Origin of the sequence: Streptomyces radiopugnans (assembly GCF_900110735.1) — a bacterium.
GTDB classification, from domain to species: domain Bacteria; phylum Actinomycetota; class Actinomycetes; order Streptomycetales; family Streptomycetaceae; genus Streptomyces; species Streptomyces radiopugnans.
Window position 1 is genome coordinate 205,444 of sequence record NZ_FOET01000005.1, and the last position, 17,825, is coordinate 223,268.

A 17,825-nucleotide genomic window follows, 5' to 3' on the forward strand; every position below is an offset into this window, starting at 1 on the left:
CGGGCGCCCGGCCGTACGTACGGGGGCGCGGGCCCGGCCCGCGCCCCCGGCACGCCCTATCGCACGAAGTCCAGCGCTCCGGGACCCAGGGGCGGCACCAGCTCCTCGGCCGCGGCGCGCGTGAGCAGCCCGCGCACCGCCGCGTAACCGCTCTCGCCGAGGTCGGCGGTGAACTCGTTGACGTACAGCCCGATGTGCCGGTCCGCGACCGAGGGGTCCATCTCCTGGGCGTGCTCCAGCACGTAGGGCCGTGACGCCTGGGGATCCTCCCAGGCCATCCGCACCGAGGCGCGGGCCGCCCCGGCGAGCGCCCGCAGCGTCGGCGCGCCCAGCGAGCGCCTGGCGATGATCGCGCCCAGCGGGATCGGCAGCCCGGTGGTGCCCTCCCAGTACTCGCCCAGGTCGGCGAGCCGGTGCAGGCCGTAGTCCTGGTAGGTGAAGCGGGCCTCGTGGATGACCAGCCCGGCGTCCACCCGGCCGTCGCGCACGGCGGGCATGATCTCGTGGAAGGGCAGCACCACGATCTTCCCGACCCCGCCCGGCACCCGCTCGGCCGCCCACAGCCGGAACAGCAGGTACGCCGTCGAGCGCTCGCTCGGCACCGCGACCGTCGCACCGCCCAGACCGGCCTCGGCGCCCGGCTCGCGGGTGAGCACCAGCGGGCCGCAGCCGCGCCCGAGGGCGCCGCCGCACGGCAGCAGCGCGTACTCGTCCAGCACCCACGGCAGAACGGCGTAGGAGACCTTCAGCACGTCCAGCTCGCCGCGCTCGGCCATGCCGTTGGTGACGTCGATGTCCGCGAACGTCACGTCCAGCTCCGGCGCGCCCGGCACCAGGCCGTGCGACCAGGCGTGGAAGACGAAGGTGTCGTTGGGGCAGGGGGAGTAGGCGATCCGCAGCGGCCGCTCAGTCCTGGCGCCGGTCAAGGTCCCTCCAACCGTCGAGTACGGGAACGATCCTGCCGAAGGCCGCGGTCAGCGCGTCCAGTGCCTCCGCGAAGCGCCAGGCGGCGCGGTCGCGCGGGCCCACCGCGTTGGATACGGCGCGGACCTCCAGTACGGGTACCCCGCCGCAGGCCTCCGCGGCCTCCGCGACCCCGAAGCCCTCCATCGCCTCGGCCAGCGCGCCCGGGTGCCGGTGTGCCAGCAGCGCGGCCCGCTCGGCGGTGCCGGTGGCCGTGGAGACCGTCAGCACCGGGCCCAGCGCCGCGCCGGCCGCCTCGGCGACGGCCCGCGAAAGCCCCTCGGGCGGCAGGTGGACGGTGGTGCCGAAGCCCAGCTCGGACACCGAGGCGAAGGGCTCGGGCCCGGCCGGGGTCTCGGCGCCCAGGTCCGCGGCGACGATCTCGGAGGCGACGGCCACCGAGCCGACCGGGGCCAGCGGGGCGAAACCGCCGCCGATGCCGGCCGACACCACCAGACCGTACGGGCGGCCCCCCGCCGAGCGCCGCTCCAGCGCCACCGCGGTACGGGCCGCCGCGGCCGCGGGCCCGGCGCCCGCGGCCAGCACGTCGATGCCGGCCGGGGCGCAGGCGACAGCCACCGCGTCGCGCTCGGCGGGCACGGCCGTGACGACCAGGACCGGCACGGCCTCCGCGGCGGGCGGGGCGGGGCGGCGGGACGGTGCGGGGCTCAGTCTTCGCTCTCGCGCTCGAGTTCGAAGTTCCACACGCCCCGGTAGTTGCTGCCGTCGTACTCGACGATGCTCAGCTGCACCGACTGGGGCCTGCCGCCCTGCTGGTCGCCGCCGTTCTGGAAGAAGGCGTCGCCGGAGAAGCTGCGGTACGTCTTGGTGATCCGGTCCGTCACCGCGGGCTGGCCGTTGAGGAACAGCACCCAGCCGTCCTCGGCGATCTCGGGGTCCACGCCGATGCGCAGCAGGTCGCCCTGGCCGACGGTGACGGAGGTGTCGGTCCCCTCCTTGGTGCAGGACAGCACCTTGTCCTGCGAGATCTTGCCGTTGTCCTCGTAGCAGGCGGCTTCCGTGGACGCGCTGTCGGAACCGACGGTCACGGTCGCTCGGGGAGTCGGCTTCTCGCAGGCGGAGAGGGCGACGAGCCCGAGGGTGGCCGCACCGATGGCTACGGCAGTGCGGATGGTGCGGCTGCCCTTGCCCCGGGAGATCGTGTGGGTCATAGCGGCAGGCTACCCGGCGGTTCCGCTCAGGCGACGCGCGGGTGGGGCGTGCCGTGCCGTGCGGCCGACAGCAGGGGCCGGACGGTGGCGAGCGCGCCCACCGCCACGATCACCCCGGCCACGCCCATGCCGACCGGCCCGATCAGCGGCAGCGCGATCCCGACGGCGCCGCCGACCACCCACGACATCTGCATCAGCGTCTCGGAGCGGGCGAAGGCGGAGGTGCGCACCACCTCCGGCACGTCCCGCTGGATCAGAGCGTCCAGCGACAGCTTGCCCAGGGCCTGCGCCAGTCCGGCGACGGCCGCGACCACGGGCACGGTGACCGTGCCGTACAGCACCGCCGCCACCACGGTGGCGGCCAGGGCCAGCGCCAGCACCGACGCGATGATCATTTCCGGGACGCGGTCGCGCAGCCAGGCGCCCAGCGCCGTGCCCAGGGCGTTGCCGCCGCCCGCAGCCACGGCCACGACGCCCAGCGAGACCACGGGGTCCAGGCCGGCCAGGGGGTGCTCGCGCAGCATGAAGGCGAGGAAGAAGGTGAGGAAGCCGGAGAGGGCGCGCAGGGAGGAGTTGGCGAGCAGGGCGTTGAACACGGAGGCGCCCACGGTGCGCAGGCCGGGCCTGCGGGGCCTGCCGTTCCCGCTCCCGTTTCCGTTGCCGCCCTTCCTCGCGGTGCTCCCGTCCCCGCTCCCGCCGGCGGAGGCGCCGGGGGCGTCGGCGGGGACGTCGGTGTCGCCGCCGTCCGTGCTGTGCGCGGCCTCGTAGGCGGTCAGCAGGGCCCGCCGCTCACCCTTGGCGGAGTCCACCTTGTGGGGCAGCGAGAAGGACAGGAACGTGCCGATGACGAAGACGGTGAAGGCCCCGTACAGCGGCCAGGACGGCCCCAGGCTGTGCAGCGCGGCCCCGACCGGCGCCGCCGCGCCGGTGGCCAGCAGCCCGGCGAGCGTCACCCGCGAGTTCGCCTTCACCAGCGAGATCCGGTGCGGCAGCAGCCGGGGCACGACGGCCGATCTCACCACCCCGTACGCCTTGGAGGCCACCAGCACCCCCAGCGCCGCCGGATACAGTTCGAGGCTGCCGGTGGCCACCGCCCCGGCCATGCTCAGCGCCAGCAGCGCCCGGCCCAGCATCGACCCGGCCATCGCGGCGCGGCGGCCGTGCGGGATGCGGTCCAGCAGCGGCCCGATGATCGGCGCGAGCAGCGCGAAGGGGGCCAGGGTGACGGCCAGGTAGAGCGCGACGCGCCCGCGCGCCTCGCCGGTGGGGACGGAGAAGAAGATCGTGGACGCCAGGGCGACGGTGATCATCATGTCGCCCGCGGAGTTCACCGCGTGCAGTTCGATGAGCTTGCCCAGCCCGGACTCGCCCGCGCCCTGGGCGTGGGTGGCCTTCCGGATGCGCCTGCCCAGCGCGCGGGGAGGCGTGTGTACGGCGCGGACGATCGCCCGCGCCGTGCGTCGGAATCGCCCCTCGCCGTGCTGGGGCGTCCTCAAGGCAGCCACGTCGTCAGTGTGCCCTACCGCCCGCCGCCTAGCCCGGCTCCTCCGGCTGAACGTTTTGGTTGAAGGTGCGACGGTCGGCGGCGTACGCGCGTGGGGTAGCGTGGGGGAGATGGTGCGCTCCGCCCTATGGGAACGCTTGGGTCCGGACGTCGCAGCGGTCCCCCGGTCCGCTCCGTCCTCACCCGTCTGACCTGGGCGTACGGTAGGCGCACTCGCGAAACGGCGTAGGAGAGAATCGATTCTTGTGAGTGCTGCGATGCGAGGCCGTACCCCTGATCGCCTGTGCGCCGAGGCGGTTGAACTGGCTCGGGAGGCGGCACGGGAGGCGGCGTTCCCCGGCCGGATCGGCGACCATCTGGGTGCCGTCGCCGACGGGGACCGCGTCGTCACGCACTACTTCGAGTGCCTGGAACCGGGCTACCGCGGCTGGCGCTGGGCCGCCACCGTCGCGCGGGCCTCGCGGGCGCGGGTGGTGACCGTCGACGAGACGGTGCTGCTGCCCGGCCCCGACGCGCTGCTCGCCCCCGAATGGGTGCCCTGGAGCGAACGCCTGCGCCCCGGCGACCTCGGCCCCGGCGACCTGCTGCCCACCGAGGCGGACGACCCGCGCCTGGAGCCCGGCTACACCGGCGGCGGCGACCCCTCCCCGCACGCGGCGGTCGTGGAGTCCGCCTGGGAGGAGGCCGGTGCCGAGGGCCCGGCCGAGGCCGAGGACGCCGACGTCGTCACCAGCGAGCCCGGCGAACTCCCCGGCGCCCCGGCGCGCGGCAGCATCGCGGCGGTCGCCGAGGAGATCGGCATGGGCCGCCCCCGGGTCCTCTCCCGCCAGGGCCTGCACGACGCCGCCGACCGCTGGGAGGAGGAGTTCGGCCCCCGGACGCCCATGGCGCAGGCGGCCCCCGCCTCCTGCATGAGCTGCGGGTTCCTGGTGCCGATGGCGGGCTCGCTGCGCCAGGCCTTCGGGGTGTGCGCCAACGAGTTCTCCCCGGCGGACGGCCGTGTGGTCTCCCTCGCCTTCGGCTGCGGCGGCCACTCGGAGGCGGCCGTCATGCCCAGGACGCCGCGCCCGCCGGCGCCGGTGATCGACGAGACGAGGGTGGACGAGCTGCCGCTGGACACCGGGGCGGACGCCTCGGACGGCGGTGAGGCGGACGCCTCGGACGACGGCGCGGACGGCCCGGAGTCCTAGGCCCCCGCCCAGGGCACCGGGCACCCGCCTCCGTCACAGTCCCGGGGCGCCCCAGAGCGGGAACCAGCGGCTCAGGTCCGGCTCGATGTTCAGGTCGTCCTGGAGGGCCGCCCTGACCTGGAGCTCCAGCGGGTTGTCGCGCTTTTGGCCGGGCAGCGGGGCGAAGGGGTAGAACGTGCCGCGCTTGTAGAGGTAGACCAGTGCGAGGGGCTGCCGCCCGGAGGCGCGGAAGGCGACCAGCGAGCACAGCAGCTGCGGGCCGAAGCCGCTGTCCCGCAGCGTGGCGTTCACCGCGTGCAGGTCGTTGACCAGGGAGGGCAGCTCGTCGGGGGCGCGGCGGGAGAGCAGCCAGGAGTACCCGTAGTCGTCCTGGCTGAACTCCACCGTCCCGCCGCCGCGCTCGGAGTCCGCGCCCAGCAGGGCCTCCACCTCCTGCCGGATCCGTGTGAAGGCGCCGCCCTCGATGCTCGCGAAGCACACCGAACCCGCCCCGGTCGGGACCAGGCCCGCGGCGGCCTGGAGGGTGATCGCCGCCGAGGGCAGGGCGAAGAGGCGGTCGAGGTCGGGCCGGACCGGCTTGCTCCGGCCGAACAGGACGTCCAGCAGGCCCACGGCGACTCCTTCCCGGATCCGGTCTCTCAGGGCGCCTCGCCGCCCAGCCGCTCGGAGATCTCCGCCAGCGCCTCCAGGCGGCGGTCCAGGCTGGGGTGGGTGGAGAACAGGCCGGCCACCGTGCTGCCGGCCCCGAGGGCGGGGGTGAAGAAGAACGCGTTGAACGCCTGGGCCGTGCGCAGGTCCCGGGTGGGGATCCGGGCGATGTCGCCGCTGACCTTGGTCAGGGCCGAGGCCAGGGCGGAGGGCTTCCCGGTGAGCATGGCCGCGGCGCGGTCGGCGGCCAGCTCGCGGTAGCGGGACAGCGCCCGGATGAGCAGGAAGCTGAGGGCGTACACGACGGCGGAGACCAGCATGACCATCGCGAACACGGCGGCGGTGTTCTGGTCGCGGCGGCCCCCGCCGAACAGCTGGGAGTAGAAGGCGAAGCGGACGACCAGCCCGGCCAGCACGCCCAGGAACGAGGCGATGGTGATCACCGCCACGTCGCGGTGGGCGACGTGGGAGAGCTCGTGGGCGAGGACGCCCTCCAGCTCCTCGGTCTCCAGGCGCCGCGTCAGCCCGGTGGTCACGCAGACCACGGCGTGGTCCGCGTTGCGGCCGGTGGCGAACGCGTTGGGCAGGTCCATGCCCGACACGGCGACCCGCGGCTTCGGCATGTCCGCGGTGGCGCACAGCCGGTCGATCACCCCGTGCAGCCGCGGCTCCTCCTCCGGGGTCACCAGGCGGCCGCGCATGGCGTACAGGGCGACCCGGTCGGAGAACCAGTACTGCGCGCCCAGCAGGACGGCGGCGATGACGACGACCAGGACGAGGGAGTCGAGCAGCACGATCAGCGCGCCGACGAACCCCACGTACAACAGCCCGAGCAGGAACATCGTGAGCACCATGCGCCCGGTGAGCCGCCGGTCGGGCTCGAAGCGGCTGCGCATCACGCACCCGCCCCGGAAGCCGGACCCCCGCCGGAAGCCCGTACAGCGGTCGTGACCCTCATGCCCATGGGGTCCTCCTGTCCGTCACGCTCCCGCCGGACGGGACCGTGGATCGAGACGCGGTTGCCTTTCCTCCCTGTATACCCCAATGTCCCGAATCGCCCCTTCCCGGCCGTGTGCGGGGGGCCGACCCGCGCCACCGGCAGCCCGGCGCGCACGAGGTGCGCCGGACGCAGTACCGTCGCCCGCAGACAGGCAATCGGGCTCGTCCCGTGACTGGACGTGGCGGAGGAGACGGACACGTGAGCGGCACGGTGCTGGTGCAGGGCGCGGACGACGGAGCGGATCCCTTCGACACCGCACGGCTGCGCCGCGGCGTACTCGACGCCTGGACGGCGTCCCCCGCGCGCTTCCGCGAGGACGCCAACGCCGAGGAGGACCTGGCCCTCGGCGGCTACCGCGACCGGCTGGTGGTCGAGCTGGCCCAGAACGCCGCCGACGCCGCCGCCCGCGCCGGCGTGCCCGGACGGCTGCGGCTCACCCTGCGCGGCAAGGTGCTGGTGGCCGCCAACACCGGGGCGCCCCTGGACGCGGCCGGTGTGGAGTCCCTGTCCACCCTGCGCGCCTCCGCCAAGCGCGACGAGGAGGCGCCGGGAACACCGGAGGGGCCGGGCGGACCGGGCGGGCCCCAGGCGGGCCCCGTCGGCCGCTTCGGCGTCGGCTTCGCCGCCGTCCTGGCCGTCAGCGACGAGCCCGCGATCGTCTGCCGCACCGGCGGCGCCCGCTGGTCGCTGGCCGAGGCCCGCGAGATGGCCGCCCGCGCCGCCGAGGACAACCCCGGCCTCGCCGACGAGCTGCGCCGCCGCGAGGGCCACGTACCGCTGCTGCGCCTGCCGATGCCCGCCCAGGGCACCGCCCCCCGGGGGTACGACACGGCCGTCGTGCTGCCGCTGCGCGACGGCGCCGCCGAGGAACTGGCCGCCCGGCTGCTCACCGCGGTCGACGACGCCCTGCTGCTCACCCTCCCCGGCCTGACCGAGGTCGTGATCGAGACCGACGGCGGGGTGCGCACGCTGACCCGCCGCCAGGACGGCGCGTACGTCGTGGTCGAGGACAGCGGCGCCACCGGGGGAGAGGGCGCCACCCGCTGGCGCGTGGCCGCCGACGCCGGGCGCACCGACACCGCCCTGCTCGCCGGCCGCCCCGTCGAGGAGCGGCGGCGGCCGTACTGGTCGGTCACCTGGGCCGTACCCGTCGACGCCGACGGCGCCCCCGCCCCCGCCCGCACCGTGCCCGTCGTCCACGCGCCCACCCCCACCGACGAGCCCCTGGGCCTGCCCGCCCTGCTCATCGCCTCCTTCCCGCTGGACCCCTCCCGCCGCCACATCGCGCCAGGACCGCTGGCCGACTTCCTGCTGGAGCGCGCCGCCGACGTCTACGCGACCCTGCTGCGCGACTGGCGGCCGGTCGCCACCGGCACCGTCGACCTGGTGCCCGGCCCCCTGGGCAGGTCCGAACTCGACGGAGAACTGCGCCGTCTGGTGCTGGAGCGGCTGCGGCGCACCCCCTTCCTGGCCGGCGCCGCCGCCGACGAAGGCGGCGAACCCCACGCGCTGCGCCCCACCGACGCCGAGATCGCCGAGGGCGCCGGGGCCGAGACGGTCGCCGTACTGGCCGAGCTGTTCCCCGGCCTGCTGCCCGCCGGGCTGGAGCGCCGCACCGAGCTGCGCACCCTCGGCGTCCCCCGGGTGCCGCTGGGCGAGCTGATCGACCGGCTGGCCGGCGTGGAGCGGGACCCGTCCTGGTGGCGGCGGCTGTACGACTCCCTCGCCGGCACCGACCCCGACCGGCTGACCGGCCTGCCCGTCCCCCTCGCCGACGGCCGCACCACCATCGGACCGCGCCGGGTGCTGCTGCCCCTGCCCGACACCACGGGCGCCGGCTCCCTCACCCGCCTCGGACTGAAGGTCGCCCACCCCGACGCCGCACACCCGCTGCTGGAGAAACTGGGCGCCACCCCGGCCACGCCCCGCGCGGTGCTCACCACCCCGCAGGTGCGGGCGGCCGTCGCCGCCTCGCTGGAGGCCGAGGAGGCGTGGTACGGCGACGAGGAGGAGGACGGCGGCCCCCTGGACGCCGAGGAACTGGCCGACACCGTCCTCGCCCTCGTCCGCGACGCGCGGCTCTCGCCCGGCGACGAGCCCTGGCTGGGCGCGCTCGCCCTCCCCGACGAGGACGGCGAACTCGCCCCGGCCGCCGAACTGGTCTTCCCCGGCAGCGCCTTCGAGCGCGTCATCCACGAGGGCGAACTGCCCGCCTGCGACGCCGAACTGGCCGAGCGGTGGGGCGAGGAGACCCTCGCCGCGGTCGGCGTGCTCGCCGACTTCGCCCTGGTGCGCGCCACCGACGTCGTCCTGGACCCGGACGAACTGGAGCCCCGCGACACCGACTTCCCCGAGCCCGACGACGCGGGCCTGCTGGACGCCGTCGACGTGTGGTGCGAGGACGTACTCGACACCCTGCCCGAGACCTCCGTCCCGCCGGTGGTCTCCGAACTGCTCGCCGTACGCGACCTGGACCTCGTCGACGACGACCGCTGGCCGCAGGCCCTGCGGATGCTCTCCCGGCCCCCGCTGCGCGACGCGCTCACCACCCCGGTGCGCGTCCTGCTGCCGGACGGCACGGTGGAGACCGTCCGCCCCTACACCGCCTGGTGGCTGCGCGGCCACCCCGTCCTGGACGGCCGCCGCCCCGCCGGACTGCGCGCGGCGGGCGGCGACCCGCTGCTGGCGGGCCTGTACGAGGAGGCGCCGCCCGCCACGGCCGACCTGGACGAGCAGGTGCTGCGCGCCCTGGGCATCCGCACCTCCGCCGCCGCCCTGCTGGACGAACCCGGCGGCGCCTCCGAACTCCTCGGCCGCCTCGCCGACCCCGAGCCGTCCGTCGGCGCCGCCCAGCTCCACGGCCTGTACACACTGCTGGCGGAGCTGGACCCGGACGAGGTCACACTGCCGGACGAGCTGCGCGCCGTGGTCGACGGCGAGGTACGCCTGGTGGACGCCGCCGACGCGCTGGTCGCCGACGCCCCCGACCTGCTGCCCCTGGCCGCCGGCCGCCCGCTGCTGCCGGTGCGCCCGGCCCTGGCCGCCTCGCTGGCCGCCGTCCTCGACGTACGCCGCCTGAGCGAGGCGGTCGGCGCGGACCTGCCCGCCCCGGAGGCCGCGGCGGGCGAGGTGCGCGAGGTGCCCGACGCGGTGCGGGTCCTGCTGCCCGGCGCCCCGGCCACCTACGTCGAGCACGACGAACTCGTCCTCGGCGGCGTGGAGCTGGACTGGCGGCTCACCCCCGACGGCACCCTCCACGCCACCACCGTCGAGGGCGTCGCGGCCGGCCTGGCCTGGGCGGCCGGCCAGTGGCCGCGCCGCTTCGAGGCCGCCGCCCTGCTGGAGGACCCCTCCCGGGTCGCCGAACTGGCCCGGGACCGCTGGTTCGACTGACGCCCGGCGGCCACCGCCGCCTCGGCGCCCTGCCGGGGCACCCCGGCAGGGCGGCCCGCCCCGCAGGCTCCGTCAGCGCCGCGCGACGGTGACGATCTCCGGGCTGGAGTCCGTCAGCGGACCCCGCGCCCAGTCCCCGTAGCGTTCCACGACCGTCAGCCCGGCCCCGGCCAGGAGGCCGTCGAGCGCCTCCGCCTCCCAGAACCGCAGTTCGCTGCGGCCGGCCCGCTCCCAGCCGGGGCCGGTGAAGGTCGTGGTGAAGCGGACGGTGCCGCCCGCCACCGGCTCCTCCACCCGGTGCGCGACCCGTACCGCCGCGCCCGTGCCGTCCACCACCTCGACCGCGTGCTCCGGCGTCCAGCGCTCCCACGGCCGGGCCGCCGGATTGCGGGTCTCGAACGCGAAGCGCCCGCCGTCGGCCAGCGCCGCCCGCACGGCGGCCAGGGCGGTGCGCACCTCGCCGTCCCCGAGCAGCACTTGGAAGGCGTGCCCGGTCATCACCACCAGCTCGAACTCCCCCTCCCAGCGGGCCGATCCCAGATCCCCGAGCACCCACTCCACCCCGGCCCCCGACCGCGCCGCCTCCCGCCGCGCCCGGTCGAGCATCGCGGCGGCCGGATCGAGCCCGCACAACCGCCCGCCGTGCCCGGCCTCCCGCGCGCGGCGCAGCAGCGTGCCCGTACCGCACCCGACGTCCAGCACCGAGGCGGCGGACATCACCAGCTCCAGGTAGAAGTCGTCGCAGCGCCCCCACGGGTTGAGCGCGTCGTACAGGGCGGCGAGAGCGGGATCGGAGTAGGCGCGGTCGACCACCGCCCCGGTGCGCCCGGCCCCGGCCGCGTCCGCGTCCGCCGCGGGCCCCGGCCCGCCCGTCACGCCGGCCCCCCGAGGACCGGCTCGCTCAGCAGCAGGGCCGCCCGGCCGGTGCGGCGGGCCTCGGCGAGGGCGGCCAGCCGCCGGTAGCCCTCGGGCGTCATCAGCCGCTCCCAGACGGGCCAGTCCTCCACCGCCCAGCGGTCGTGCTCCTCCGGGTCCAGCCGGATGGAGGCGATCTCCTCGTCGCTCAGCGTGCCGCCGTCGAAGCAGAAGCCGACCTTCGCCAGTGGCGCCTCGGCCGGGTCGGAGCGGATGTAGTGCACCAGCAGCAGCGGGCACGGACCCTCGACCCGCAGCCCGGTCTCCTCGTACGTCTCCCGCACGGCCGTCCGGAACGGGTCCTCGCCCGGGTCCATGTTGCCGCCCGGGATCTGCCACACCCGTCTGCCGTACACCGAACGCAGCTGCACTGGACGCCCGCGCGCGTCGGTGAAGTACACGCACGCGTAGACGGTGGCCTTGGGCAGGGTGGCCAGGTACTCGGCCTGCGGCATCGGGAACGGCGGCCCGGCGGGCTCGTCACTGGTGGAGGTCATGCCCCCACTCCTACCGGATCTCGGGTTCCGGGACGCGGGATCCGGGCGCTCTCTCAGTGGAACGGGTGGGTCGCAGGCCCACCCTCCCCCGGCACTGTACGTCTACTGGGCCGCGCTCTCCCGGAGGAAGTCCGTCAGCAGCGCCGTCGTCTCCTGCGGGCGCTCCAGGTTGGGGAGGTGGCCCGCCCAGGGGAGTTCGAGGTGGCGGGCGCGGGGGAGCAGGCGGGCCAGGCGGGCGGCGATCGTGCGGAAGTCCGCCAGGTCGTGGGCGCCGGAGACGGCGAGGACGGGGGCCGTGATCGCGGAGAGGTCGAGGGCGGGCTCGGGGAGTTCGCCGATCTCCCCCCACCGCTCCTCCGCTGCCGTCTGCACCTCGAAGGCGTGCCGCTGCATCCGCCGCACCTTCTCGCGCACCGCCTCCCCGGCGTCCGGGCCGAGCCAGGTGGCCACGTTGAGTTCGACGGCGGCTGCCAGGTCGCCGGCCTCGAACAGCGCCTCCTCGCGCGCGTCGAAGGCGGCCAGTTCCGGGCCGGGCCCGTGGCCGGGCATTCCGGGGCAGAGCAGTGCCATGGCGGTCACCCGGTCCGGCCACCGCGCGGCGAACTCCAGGGCGACGCGCCCGCCGTAGGAGGAGGCGACCAGGGCGGCCCGCCCGATGCCGAGGGTGTCCAGCAGGGCGCGTACGTCGTCGGCGTCGCGGTGGGGGGCCGTCGCGGCCGGGGTGCCGCCGTAGCCGCGGAAGTCGCAGCGCACCGTCCGGTGGCCCGCCCCGGCCAGGGGCGCCCACTGCGGGTCCCACATGCGCCGGTCGCAGACCGAGGAGTGCAGCAGCACCAGGGTCGTGCCGTCGTCGGAGGGCCCGTCGTCGAAGGGGCCGCCGCCGGAGGTGTCGTGGGAGAGCGTCGCCGGGGTCGTCACTCGGGACAGGGTAGGGACGCGGGGGCGGGGCCGCCCGCGGATATCCGCGGGCGGCCGGGTCGGGGTCAGTCCGGGAAGCGGCGGCCGATCCAGCGCCAGGTGACCTCCAGGAGGGCGGCCGAGGCGGCGGCGACGCCGACGGCCGTCCACGGCATCACCGTGCCGACCAGGCGGACGGCGAAGAAGTCCTGGAGGAACGGGGTGACCAGGACGACCACGAAGGCCGACGCCATGGTGAGCACCAGCCCGATCCGCCACCACGTGTAGGGGCGGGCGATGATCGCCAGCACCCACAGCGCCACCAGGAACAGCGTCAGCGTCGCCGCGCTGGTCTCGGCCTCCAGCGCGTCCGCACCGGTGTAGTGGTGGCGGGCCAGCAGGTAGACGGTGAAGGTGGCGGTCGCGGCGATGAGGCCGGAGGGGATCGCGTACCGCATCACGCGCCGTACGAAGTGCGGGCGGGCGCGCTCCCTGTTGGGGGCCAGGGCCAGGAAGAAGGCGGGGATGCCGATGGTCAGGCCGCCCAGCAGGGTCAGGTGGCGCGGCAGGAACGGGTAGGGCACCTGGGAGACGATGACCAGCAGGGCCAGCAGCACCGAGTAGACGGTCTTGGTGAGGAAGAGGTTGGCGACGCGCTCGATGTTGCCGATGACCCGCCGCCCCTCGGCGACGACCGACGGCAGGGTGGCGAAGGAGTTGTTGAGCAGCACGATCTGGGCGACGGCCTTGGTGGCCTCCGAGCCCGAGCCCATCGAGACGCCGATGTCGGCGTCCTTCAGGGCCAGTACGTCGTTGACGCCGTCGCCGGTCATGGCGACGGTGTGGCCGCGCGACTGGAGGGCGCCGACCATGTCGCGCTTCTGCTGCGGGGTGACGCGGCCGAAGACCGTGCCGTCCTCCAGGGCCGCCGCCAGTTCCTCGCGGTCCTCCGGCAGGGTGCGGGCGTCGACGGTGGATTGCGCGCCGGGCAGGCCGAGCTTGGCGGCGACGGCGCCGACGGAGACGGCGTTGTCGCCGGAGATGACCTTCGCCGACACGTCCTGTTCGGCGAAGTAGCGCAGGGTGTCGGCGGCTTCGGGGCGCAGCCGCTGCTCCAGGACGACCAGGGCCGCGGGCTCGGTGGCGGGACCGGTCGCGGTGGGGCCGGCGAGGAGGGCGGGGTCGTCCAGGGCGTGGGAGGAGCGGGCCAGCAGCAGTACGCGCAGGCCCTGCTCGTTGAGGCGGTCGGTCTCGGCGAGGGCCGGGGAGCCGGGGGGGAGCAGTACGTCGGGGGCGCCCAGCAGCCAGGTGCTCGTGGTGCCGCCTCCGGTGCCGCCGGGCCCGGTGAGGGTCGCGCCGCTGTACTTGCGGGCGGAGGAGAAGGGGAGGGCGCCGGTGCACGTCCAGCCGGCCGCTTCGGCGGCGGGGTGGGCGTCGGCGATGGCCTTCAGGCTGGCGTTGGGGCGGGGGTCGCTGTCGCCGAGCGCGGCGAGGACCTGCCGTACGAGGGCGGGGTCGGCGCCGTCCAGCGGGCGGACCTCGGCCACGTCCATGCCGCCCTCGGTGAGGGTGCCGGTCTTGTCCAGGCAGACGGTGTCGACGCGGGCCAGGCCCTCGATGGCGGGCAGTTCCTGGACCAGGCACTGCTGCCGCCCCAGCCGGATGACGCCGATGGCGAAGGCGATGGAGGTCAGCAGCACCAGGCCCTCGGGCACCATCGGCACGATGCCGCCGACCATGCGGCGGATCGCCTCGTCGACGCTGTGGTCCTCCACCAGGAGCTGGCTGAGGACCAGGCCGATCGCGGCCGGGACGATCATCCAGGTGATGTACTTGAGGATCTGGCTGATGCCGCTGCGCAGTTCGGAGTGGACGAGGGTGAAGCGGGAGGCCTCCTCGGCCAGTTGGGCGGCGTACGCCTCGCGTCCGACCCTGGTGGTGGTGAAGGCGCCGCCGCCGGCGACGACGAAGCTGCCGGACATCACCGCGTCGCCGGGCCGCTTGTGGACGGGGTCGGCCTCGCCGGTCAGCAGGGACTCGTCCACCTCCAGGCCGTCGGACTCGGTGACGGTGCCGTCCACGACCACCTTGTCGCCGGGGCCCAGCTCGACCAGGTCGCCCAGGACGATCTCGTTGGTGCGGACCTCGACGGCGGTGCCGTCGCGGCGGACGGTCGGCCTGGACTCGCCGATGACGGCCAGGTTGTCCAGCGTCCGCTTGGCGCGCAGCTCCTGGACGATGCCGATGAGGGTGTTGGCGAGGATGACGAAGCCGAACAGGCCGTCCTGGATGGGGCCGACGACCAGGATGATCGCGAAGAGGACGCCGATGATGGCGTTGAAGCGGGTGAAGACGTTGGCGCGGACGATGTCGGCCGTGGAGCGGGAGGACCGCACGGGGACGTCGTTGACCTGGCCGAGGGCCGTGCGTTCGGCGACCTCGGCGGCGGTGAGGCCGCGGGACCGGGTGGCGGGGGTTCCCGCCGCCGTGTCCGTGCGGGGGGAGGGTACGGCGAGCACCGTGCCCTCGTGCGGCTCCGCGGCGCCCCGCTCGCCTCGTACTGTCTCAGCCCGTTCGGTCATGCCCAGACAGTACGAGGCGAACGCGTCTTCGCGCGCGGTCTGCCGCCGGGGCGCGGGTGTGACATGAGACAAATCAGGGGAGAACGCCGGATTTTCCGGGCCGCGGATCACTCGGCGGGCGCGGGGCCCTCCGGGGCGGTACCTGTGCCGGGGCCCGTGCCCGTGCCCGTGCCCGTACCTGTGCCGGGGCCGGAGCCCGCCCCGGTCTCCCGTGCGAGGCGTTCGCGGCGCAGCGCCGCCTCGCGGCGGCGGACGAACCAGATGCCGTAGAGGCCCAGGACGCCGCCCGCCAGGCAGGTCCACAGCCACCAGGTGCGGTCGTGCTCGTCGAACCAGCGGTAGAAGGGGAGCTGGACCAGGAAGAGTGTGAACCAGATGACCGTGCCGCCCACGACGGTGGCGACGACGTTGCCCTCCAGGGGCTCGGGTGCCTCACGCTCGCCGCTGGTCCATCTGCTCAAGCCCATCGCCTGGCCCTCTCGCTTCCCGTCACCCCGTCGCCCGTCCGTGCCGCGGCGTTCCGCACCAGCGTAACGAGGGGGGAGGCCGGGGCCGACCCGGGAGCGGCGTCCGGGTGGGGGAGGGGTCTGCGAGGGATCAGGGGGAGCCGCGCGGGCGGGTGTGGGAGTGAGGCGGTGGCGGGGTGTGGGAAGCGTCACGGCCGCGCCCGGGGAATGCGCCCGTCCGCGGATGGCCTTTTCAACAGTGGTGCGTTCATACTGAAAGCACTCTGGATTGGCTGGTTCCCATTGGAGGAACCTCCGAAACCGTCCCCGAACCGCCCAGCGAAGGTCACGCATGTCCGCTCCGGCCACCGACACCCCGGCCACGCCAGACACCCCTGGCACCCCTGGTAACGACCCCGGAACCCAGTCGCCCGGGAACGGCATCGACCGCTTCTTCAAGATCTCCGAGCGAGGCTCGACCGTGGGCCGCGAGCTGCGCGGCGGACTCGCCACCTTCTTCGCGATGGCCTACATCGTCGTGCTGAACCCGATCATCCTGGGCGCGGGCACGGACAAGTTCGGCCAGCAGCTCGACAACGCCCAGCTCGTCACCGCCACCGCGCTGATGGCCGGCCTCACCACCATCCTGATGGGCGTCATCGGCAACGTGCCCATCGCGCTGGCCGCCGGGCTCGGCATCAACGCCGTGGTCTCCCTCCAGCTCGCGCCGCAGATGAGCTGGCCCGACGCCATGGGCATGGTGGTCCTGGCCGGCCTGGTGCTGATGCTGCTGGTCGCCTCCGGACTGCGCGAGCGCGTCATGGACGCCATCCCCGGCGGGCTGCGCCGGGCCATCGCGATCGGCATCGGCCTGTTCATCACCCTCATCGGCCTGGTGGACTCCGGCTTCGTCACCCGCAACCCGGACGCCGCGCACACCACCGTGCCGCTCGGCCTCGGGCAGGGCGGCCACCTGACCGGCTGGCCGGTGCTCGTCTTCGTCCTCGGTCTGGCCCTGACCTTCGTCCTGGTCATCAGGAAGACCAAGGGCGCGATCCTGATCAGCATCGTCGTGATGACCGTGGTCGCCGTGGTGATCAACGCGGTCGCCCGGATCCCCGACGCGGCGTGGGGCCTGGCCGTGCCCAACGTGCCCGAGAGCATCGTCAGCACCCCGGACTTCGGCCTGATCGGCGAGGTCAGCCTCTTCGGCGGCTTCGCGGAGGTCGGCGTGCTGACCGGCTCGCTGTTCGTCTTCACCGTGCTGCTGTCCGGTTTCTTCGACGCGATGGGCACCATCATCGGCGTCGGCCACGAGGCGAAGCTGACCGACGAGCAGGGCCGGCTGCCCGGTATGGGCCGCATCCTGATGACGGACGGCGTCGCGGTGGCGGGCGGCGGCTTCGGCTCCTGCTCGGCCAACACCTGCTTCGTGGAGTCCACCGCCGGTGTCGGCGAGGGCGCCCGCACGGGTCTGGCGAACATCATGACCGGCGCGCTGTTCCTGCTGGCCCTGGTCTTCACGCCGCTGGCCACCGTGGTGCCCTCGCACGCCGCGACCCCGGCGCTGGTCGTGGTCGGCTTCCTGATCATGGCCTCGAACGTGCGGGAGATCGACTGGAGCGACCAGACCGTCGCCGTCCCGGCGTTCCTGACGCTGATCTCCATGCCGTTCACCTACAGCATCACCAACGGCATCGGCATCGGCGTGCTGTCCTACATCCTGCTGCGCGCCGCCACCGGGCGCTTCCGCGAGATCCCGTGGCTGCTGAACGCCGTCGGCGCCTGCTTCCTGGTCTACTTCCTGCTGGACCCGATCCAGCAGGTGCTCGGGATCGGGTGACCGGGACCGGGTGACCGGAGCCGGGCGAGCCGCCCGGCGGATCAGGCGGAGCGCCGCCCGCACGGAACGAGCGTCCGGACCACACGGTCCGGGCGCTCGTTCCGCGTTCCGGGGCGTGGCGGCGGATCCGTTCGAACGGCGCGCCGTTCGTCCGTAGGCTTGGCGCTTTCGTTTCCGTGGACTCCGTGGGGGCGTGGTCGCGGGGTAGGTGGGGGAGTGCACCGGCTTTTCCCGCCGGCTCGCTCGCGAGGCGAGGGTGGCGAAGAGCACTCCTCCCGCCACCTCCCCGGACTGGTCCTTAGGAGAAGTAATGAGTTAGGCTAATGAATATGCCGGATCTGTCCCGGGGCGAGGACGCCGAAGCCGTCAACGCCCTCCGCTCCGCCACGATGCGCCTGGCGCGCCGTCTCAAGCACCAGCGCGTCGACGAGTCGCTGAGCCCGGCCGAGATGTCGGTCCTCGGCACCCTCGCGCGCTGCGGCTCCGCCACGCCCGGTGAGCTGGCGCGCAAGGAGCACGTGCAGCCGCCGTCGATGACCCGCATCGTGGCGATGCTGGAGGCCAAGGGGCTCGTCCGGCTGGAACCGCACAGGGACGACCGCCGCCAGAAGGTGGTCACCCAGACCGAGCAGGCCGAGGCGATGCTCCTCGCGAGCCGTACCAAGCGCAACGCCTGGCTCGCCGAGCTCGCCGGGCAGCTCGACGAGGACGAGTGGGCGCGTCTGCGCGCCGCGGCCCCCGTCCTGGAGAAGCTCGCGCAACTGTAAGAAGGAGC

Annotated in this window: 15 protein-coding genes; 4 read left to right on the forward strand and 11 right to left on the reverse strand. The window is 74.7% G+C overall.

Going from position 1 to position 17,825, the window contains the following annotated elements; translation table 11 throughout:
* Positions 1-56 precede the first annotated feature (56 nt).
* Genes BMY40_RS13245 through BMY40_RS13260 form a run of 4 tightly spaced genes read right to left on the reverse strand, consistent with a single transcriptional unit; the run spans position 57 to position 3,631 of the window.
* A complete protein-coding gene (locus BMY40_RS13245) occupies positions 57-926 on the reverse strand; it encodes a 1,4-dihydroxy-6-naphtoate synthase (protein WP_093658955.1) in 870 nt (289 codons plus the stop codon).
* Positions 907-1,587, reverse strand: coding sequence for a futalosine hydrolase (locus tag BMY40_RS13250; protein ID WP_093658957.1), 681 nt, complete (start codon positions 1,585-1,587; stop codon positions 907-909). The genes BMY40_RS13245 and BMY40_RS13250 overlap by 20 nt, the downstream gene beginning before the upstream one ends.
* Positions 1,588-1,631: 44 nt before the next feature.
* Complete coding sequence (locus BMY40_RS13255) at positions 1,632-2,135, reverse strand: hypothetical protein (RefSeq protein ID WP_093658959.1); 504 nt, start codon at positions 2,133-2,135, stop codon at positions 1,632-1,634.
* A 26-nt stretch (positions 2,136-2,161) separates the two neighbouring features.
* A complete protein-coding gene (locus BMY40_RS13260) occupies positions 2,162-3,631 on the reverse strand; it encodes an MFS transporter (RefSeq protein WP_245770074.1) in 1,470 nt (489 codons plus the stop codon).
* Between the two features lie 265 nt (positions 3,632-3,896).
* Between BMY40_RS13260 and BMY40_RS13265 the strand changes: the two genes are divergently transcribed.
* Positions 3,897-4,829 (forward strand): DUF3027 domain-containing protein, encoded by a 933-nt coding sequence (locus BMY40_RS13265; protein ID WP_093658961.1) that lies wholly within the window; start codon positions 3,897-3,899, stop codon positions 4,827-4,829.
* 33 nt (positions 4,830-4,862) lie between these two features.
* Here BMY40_RS13265 and pspAB read toward each other — a convergent pair whose 3' ends face one another.
* Positions 4,863-5,441, reverse strand: coding sequence for a PspA-associated protein PspAB (gene pspAB / locus BMY40_RS13270; RefSeq protein ID WP_093658963.1), 579 nt, complete (start codon positions 5,439-5,441; stop codon positions 4,863-4,865).
* Between the two features lie 26 nt (positions 5,442-5,467).
* Entirely contained in the window at positions 5,468-6,373 is a 906-nt protein-coding gene (htpX, locus tag BMY40_RS13275) for a zinc metalloprotease HtpX (protein ID WP_093658965.1), read from the reverse strand.
* Between the two features lie 302 nt (positions 6,374-6,675).
* Between htpX and BMY40_RS13280 the strand changes: the two genes are divergently transcribed.
* On the forward strand, positions 6,676-9,870 hold the full coding sequence (locus BMY40_RS13280) for a sacsin N-terminal ATP-binding-like domain-containing protein (RefSeq protein ID WP_093658967.1): 3,195 nt from the start codon (positions 6,676-6,678) through the stop codon (positions 9,868-9,870).
* 72 nt (positions 9,871-9,942) lie between these two features.
* Here BMY40_RS13280 and BMY40_RS13285 read toward each other — a convergent pair whose 3' ends face one another.
* The 5 genes from BMY40_RS13285 to BMY40_RS13305 all read right to left on the reverse strand — a co-directional run bounded on the left by BMY40_RS13285 (position 9,943) and on the right by BMY40_RS13305 (position 15,228).
* Positions 9,943-10,683 carry a class I SAM-dependent methyltransferase gene (locus BMY40_RS13285; RefSeq protein ID WP_093659207.1) on the reverse strand — a complete coding sequence of 247 codons (741 nt, stop codon included), beginning with the start codon at positions 10,681-10,683 and terminating at the stop codon, positions 9,943-9,945.
* Between the two features lie 59 nt (positions 10,684-10,742).
* Positions 10,743-11,282 (reverse strand): NUDIX domain-containing protein, encoded by a 540-nt coding sequence (locus BMY40_RS13290; protein WP_245770057.1) that lies wholly within the window; start codon positions 11,280-11,282, stop codon positions 10,743-10,745.
* 102 nt (positions 11,283-11,384) lie between these two features.
* Positions 11,385-12,200 (reverse strand): alpha/beta fold hydrolase, encoded by an 816-nt coding sequence (locus BMY40_RS13295; protein WP_425443104.1) that lies wholly within the window; start codon positions 12,198-12,200, stop codon positions 11,385-11,387.
* 65 nt (positions 12,201-12,265) lie between these two features.
* Positions 12,266-14,761, reverse strand: coding sequence for an HAD-IC family P-type ATPase (locus BMY40_RS13300; protein ID WP_093658969.1), 2,496 nt, complete (start codon positions 14,759-14,761; stop codon positions 12,266-12,268).
* Positions 14,762-14,868: 107 nt separating this feature from the next.
* Positions 14,869-15,228: a DUF2530 domain-containing protein gene (locus tag BMY40_RS13305; protein WP_093658971.1), complete on the reverse strand. Its 360-nt coding sequence runs from the start codon at positions 15,226-15,228 to the stop codon at positions 14,869-14,871.
* 331 nt (positions 15,229-15,559) lie between these two features.
* Between BMY40_RS13305 and BMY40_RS13310 the strand changes: the two genes are divergently transcribed.
* Together BMY40_RS13310 and BMY40_RS13315 are read left to right on the forward strand one after the other, a co-directional pair.
* On the forward strand, positions 15,560-17,050 hold the full coding sequence (locus BMY40_RS13310) for an NCS2 family permease (protein ID WP_093658972.1): 1,491 nt from the start codon (positions 15,560-15,562) through the stop codon (positions 17,048-17,050).
* 329 nt (positions 17,051-17,379) lie between these two features.
* A complete protein-coding gene (locus BMY40_RS13315) occupies positions 17,380-17,817 on the forward strand; it encodes a MarR family winged helix-turn-helix transcriptional regulator (RefSeq protein WP_093658974.1) in 438 nt (145 codons plus the stop codon).
* Positions 17,818-17,825: the final 8 nt, after the last annotated feature.